This window comes from Pseudoalteromonas sp. S558, assembly GCF_005886635.1.
In the GTDB taxonomy this organism is placed as follows: Bacteria; Pseudomonadota; Gammaproteobacteria; order Enterobacterales; family Alteromonadaceae; genus Pseudoalteromonas; species Pseudoalteromonas aliena.
This window is the reverse complement of sequence record NZ_PNDU01000376.1, coordinates 1-3,615: the sequence shown is the minus strand read 5'-3', so window position 1 is coordinate 3,615 and position 3,615 is coordinate 1. Positions and strand designations below refer to the sequence as shown.

Here is a 3,615-nt window from a genome sequence, read left to right as displayed (position 1 = left end):
GCAACCCAAGAGCAAGAAAAATGTGGCCAACGCTGCCTGACACCTTAATAGGGAGGTTAGTGACTCGAAAAATAAAGGGGAAATCATGCAGTGTGGTGACATCGATGACAGATCCGATGCGATTTATACAGTCACCGCTGGGAGATAGAGCTTGGTTATCGCGAACAAAAGCAATATATGCTGGGTAATCGATTAACATTAAGAAGTCGCTTACCAGCGCTTGTAAAGCAAGAGCTGTGGGGAGTGTTGCTTACTTATAATATGGTGCGATATCAGATGGTAAAAATGTGCCACACATTGAAAAGTGATTACTTACCATACCAACTCAGTTTCAATGGTAGTTTAGCTCAAATAATGAGGTTGCTTGTTGGATTACCTTATTCAACACCTAGAGCCATACCGCGTCAATTAAAATACTTTTATGCGATGGCAGAAAGCCTAATTCTAGAGCCTCGGAGGGAGCGAAGTTTTCCTCGTTCAGTCAAGCCAAGACTACAGCGGTACGCTAGAAATAAAAAAGCCGTTCACCTTAAGTGAGCGGCATTATAGCTTAGGGTCTGTTTATCTTTCGAGGTTAAATTTGCAGCTAGTTGTTGCTATGGTGGTATAATTTACAGTACCGTACTACAAAGTGATTTTACTAATCTATTAGCAATTAAAACTATGCATCATACTTTTAAACGTTTCATCGTGTTATTACGCAGCCATATAGAGCAAGTAAGTTGGCAATCTATAGCTATTGTTATTTCTTTGCATATTATTATTACATGGTGTTTATTGGTGCTAGCAAATGAAGAGACCTTGATACCTCCAAGCACTTTTATTTACTATTACGTAATAACAACATCAACGGTAGGTTATGGTGATTTTAGTCCAACTACTGAGCTTGGTCGTTGGGTGGTCGCGTTAATACAAATTCCATTTGGTTTGGCTTTATTTGGTGTTCTGTTGGGAAAAGCAGGACAAACTGTTACTTACTTAATTAGGCGCGCTATGACTGGTGATAAAAGTTTTGCCCACAGTACTAATCACATAATTATTTTTGGTTGGCACGATACCCGTACAAAAAAAATGATTGATTATATTCTGGCCGATACTAAACGAACCGATCGTCGAATTCTACTTGCGGTCACAGAGCAGATGGATCATCCATTTTTAGCAAATGATAGTGTTGATTTTGCGCGTTTAACGAGTTTTACTAATTTAGCTGAGTTAGAGCGTGTGGCTATTAATCGTGCCGATAAGGTTATTATTGATGGCCAAGATGACGATCAAACATTTACTACTGCACTGCGTATAAGCCGTTTAGTTAAAGATGATTGCCATATAAGCGCGCACTTTTTAGATGAAACTAAAATAGATATGCTACTAGAGCATTGTCAAAATATAGAATGCTCTAGCGCTAAATCAGCAGAAATACTTGTGCGTTCAATGCAAGATCCTGGCTCTAGTCGAGTACAAGAAGAACTACTGTCTACACTTCACGGTGATACGCAATTTAGCTTAGCAATACCAAAAGATAGTAAAGAAATGGAATTTGGTACTTTGTTTCATCATTTTAAGCTTGAGCATGATGCAATTTTATTAGGCGTGGCGCACAACTTGAGTGCACAAAATATGGATTTAAATCCACCGCTTGATTATAAAATAAATGCCGGCGATATTTTGCATTACATAGCCGTCGAACGCGTGCTAAATAACGAAGTAAACTGGGAAAGCTTAGTAAAAGAATGAATGAAGTTGTATTTTTAATTATTATATTGAGCGCCTACATTTTACCTGTAGTGATAGTGCTTAATAACAAACGAACTCAAGGCCATGAAAAAAACGGCTGGCTATTTGGGATCATTATTTTTTCGTGGTTAGGGTTATTTTTATATTTCTTAATTGTTCCAAAGCATGGGCACAAAAAGAAGAAAAAAAAATAATACAATGGCGCTCTTTTAGAGCGTCATTGTATTTATAGTGTATTTATAGCATTAATTTGTGACCCATAGTAACTTGCTTGGAGTAAGCTGCTGCGCGTCTCAGTAATAACTGCAGAGCGCTACTTCGCCATTTTAATAATTTCATCCCAGTCATTTTCACTAACAGGCATTACAGACAAGCGACCACCTTTTTTAAGTGCTATTTCAGTAATATTATTATTCGCTTTAATGTCTTTGAGACTAACTAACTTTTTTAGGTGGCCTTGGTAAGTAACTTCAACAACAACCCAGCGTGGTTTCTCGCTGGTGGCTTTAGCGTCGTAATAATCACTACTTAAATCAAATTGAGTTGGATCTGGGTAAGCTTCTTTTGTAACTGTAGCAATACCCACTACGCCAACTTGTTTACAGCTTGAATGATAAATCATCGCCAAGTCGCCAATTTTAACGCCATCACGCATAAAGTTTCGCGCTTGGTAATTACGTACGCCTTCCCAAAGAGTGGTTTGTTTTGGTGCGTTTTTTAAATCATCTAATGAAAACGCATCGGGTTCGGTTTTAAAAAGCCAGTAAGCCATAGCAGTACCCCTAACAAATATTTACATAGTTCTAGTCTATAGTATCATTAACTTATCTGGGGATTGAGGAAGATGTAATGAGCCAAGTATTAGATGATTTATTGTCGCTGTTAACACTTGAAGAAATAGAGCAGGGTTTATATCGCGGACAAAGTCAGGATTTAGGCTTTGGTGCTGTGTTTGGTGGTCAAGTTATGGGGCAAGCCCTCTCTGCAGCCAAAGAAACATTACCTGAAGGGCGTATTGTTCATTCCCTCCATTCTTACTTTTTACGCCCTGGCGATCCAGCTAAACCCATTGTTTATGATGTAGAAACTATTCGCGATGGAAAAAGTTTTAGTACTCGTCGTGTAAAAGCAATTCAATATGGTAAACCGATTTTTTATATGACCGCGTCATTTCAAGGTAAAGAAGATGGCTTGTCACATCAAGCAACCATGCCTGATGTACCTGAACCAGAGGAGCTGCGGTCGTCGTTAGAGTTTTATCAAGAGCATGCGTCACATATTCCAGAAGCGATTCGCAATAAATTTATTCGTGAAATGCCAATTGAAATGCGACCTGTCACCTTTCATAACCCGTTTAAGCCGGAAGCAATGGAGCCTGTTAAGCATATTTGGTTTAAAGCTAATGGTGATATGCCAGATGACCAACGCATTCATAATTATTTGTTAGCTTATGCGTCAGACTTTGAGTTTTTACCAACTGCATTACAACCTCATGGCGTATCGTTTATGCAACCAAACATGCAAGTAGCGACTATCGATCATGCAATGTGGTTTCATCGTCCATTTAGAATGGATGACTGGATTTTATATTCAATAGATAGTCCAATCGCTAGCTCAGGCCGAGGATTGGTAAGAGGGCAGTTCTTTGACCGCCTGGGCAACTTAATTGCCTCAACAATGCAAGAAGGGGTTATGCGCCAACGCTAGGGCGTGTTGACCTTTGTAGATTGAAATTTGTTCAATCTAGGGGCGATTTAATCGCGGCGCGAGGTTTGACATTTATACTGCGTTATCGCCTGTTTATGGGGAATAACCACACGACATAGGATCTGCCTTGCCTAAATACCAAACGTACTTGTGCAAAATCAATCAGAATAGGTC

General features: G+C 39.2%; 4 protein-coding genes and 1 pseudogene. 4 read left to right on the top strand and 1 reads right to left on the bottom strand.

Annotated elements, in window-relative coordinates:
• The 3 genes and pseudogenes from CWB66_RS19585 to CWB66_RS22790 form a co-directional block, all read left to right on the top strand.
• Positions 1-537: pseudogene (locus tag CWB66_RS19585) on the top strand (transposase); the annotation flags it as partial.
• A gap of 126 nt (positions 538-663) precedes the next feature.
• Entirely contained in the window at positions 664-1,734 is a 1,071-nt protein-coding gene (locus tag CWB66_RS19580) for a potassium channel family protein (protein WP_077536673.1), read from the top strand.
• Complete coding sequence (locus tag CWB66_RS22790; protein ID WP_138586667.1) at positions 1,731-1,928, top strand: PLDc N-terminal domain-containing protein; 198 nt, start codon at positions 1,731-1,733, stop codon at positions 1,926-1,928. Before CWB66_RS19580 ends, CWB66_RS22790 begins: the two co-directional genes overlap by 4 nt.
• A gap of 119 nt (positions 1,929-2,047) precedes the next feature.
• Here the strand turns inward: CWB66_RS22790 and CWB66_RS19570 are convergent, their stop codons facing one another.
• The gene (locus CWB66_RS19570; RefSeq protein WP_138586666.1) at positions 2,048-2,506 is read right to left on the bottom strand and encodes an EVE domain-containing protein; all 459 of its coding nucleotides are present in this window, start codon (positions 2,504-2,506) and stop codon (positions 2,048-2,050) included.
• A 77-nt stretch (positions 2,507-2,583) separates the two neighbouring features.
• On the opposite strand from CWB66_RS19570, the gene tesB reads away from it, so the two are divergent.
• Entirely contained in the window at positions 2,584-3,441 is an 858-nt protein-coding gene (gene tesB, locus CWB66_RS19565; protein WP_077536676.1) for an acyl-CoA thioesterase II, read from the top strand.
• Positions 3,442-3,615 lie beyond the last annotated feature (174 nt).

Coding starts and splice junctions, on each gene's coding strand:
- CWB66_RS19580 (WP_077536673.1), top strand. CDS start 664: ATGCATCATACTTTTAAACGTTTCATCGTGTTATTACGCAGCCATATA.
- CWB66_RS22790 (WP_138586667.1), top strand. CDS start 1,731: ATGAATGAAGTTGTATTTTTAATTATTATATTGAGCGCCTACATTTTA.
- CWB66_RS19570 (WP_138586666.1), bottom strand. CDS start 2,506: ATGGCTTACTGGCTTTTTAAAACCGAACCCGATGCGTTTTCATTAGAT.
- tesB (WP_077536676.1), top strand. CDS start 2,584: ATGAGCCAAGTATTAGATGATTTATTGTCGCTGTTAACACTTGAAGAA.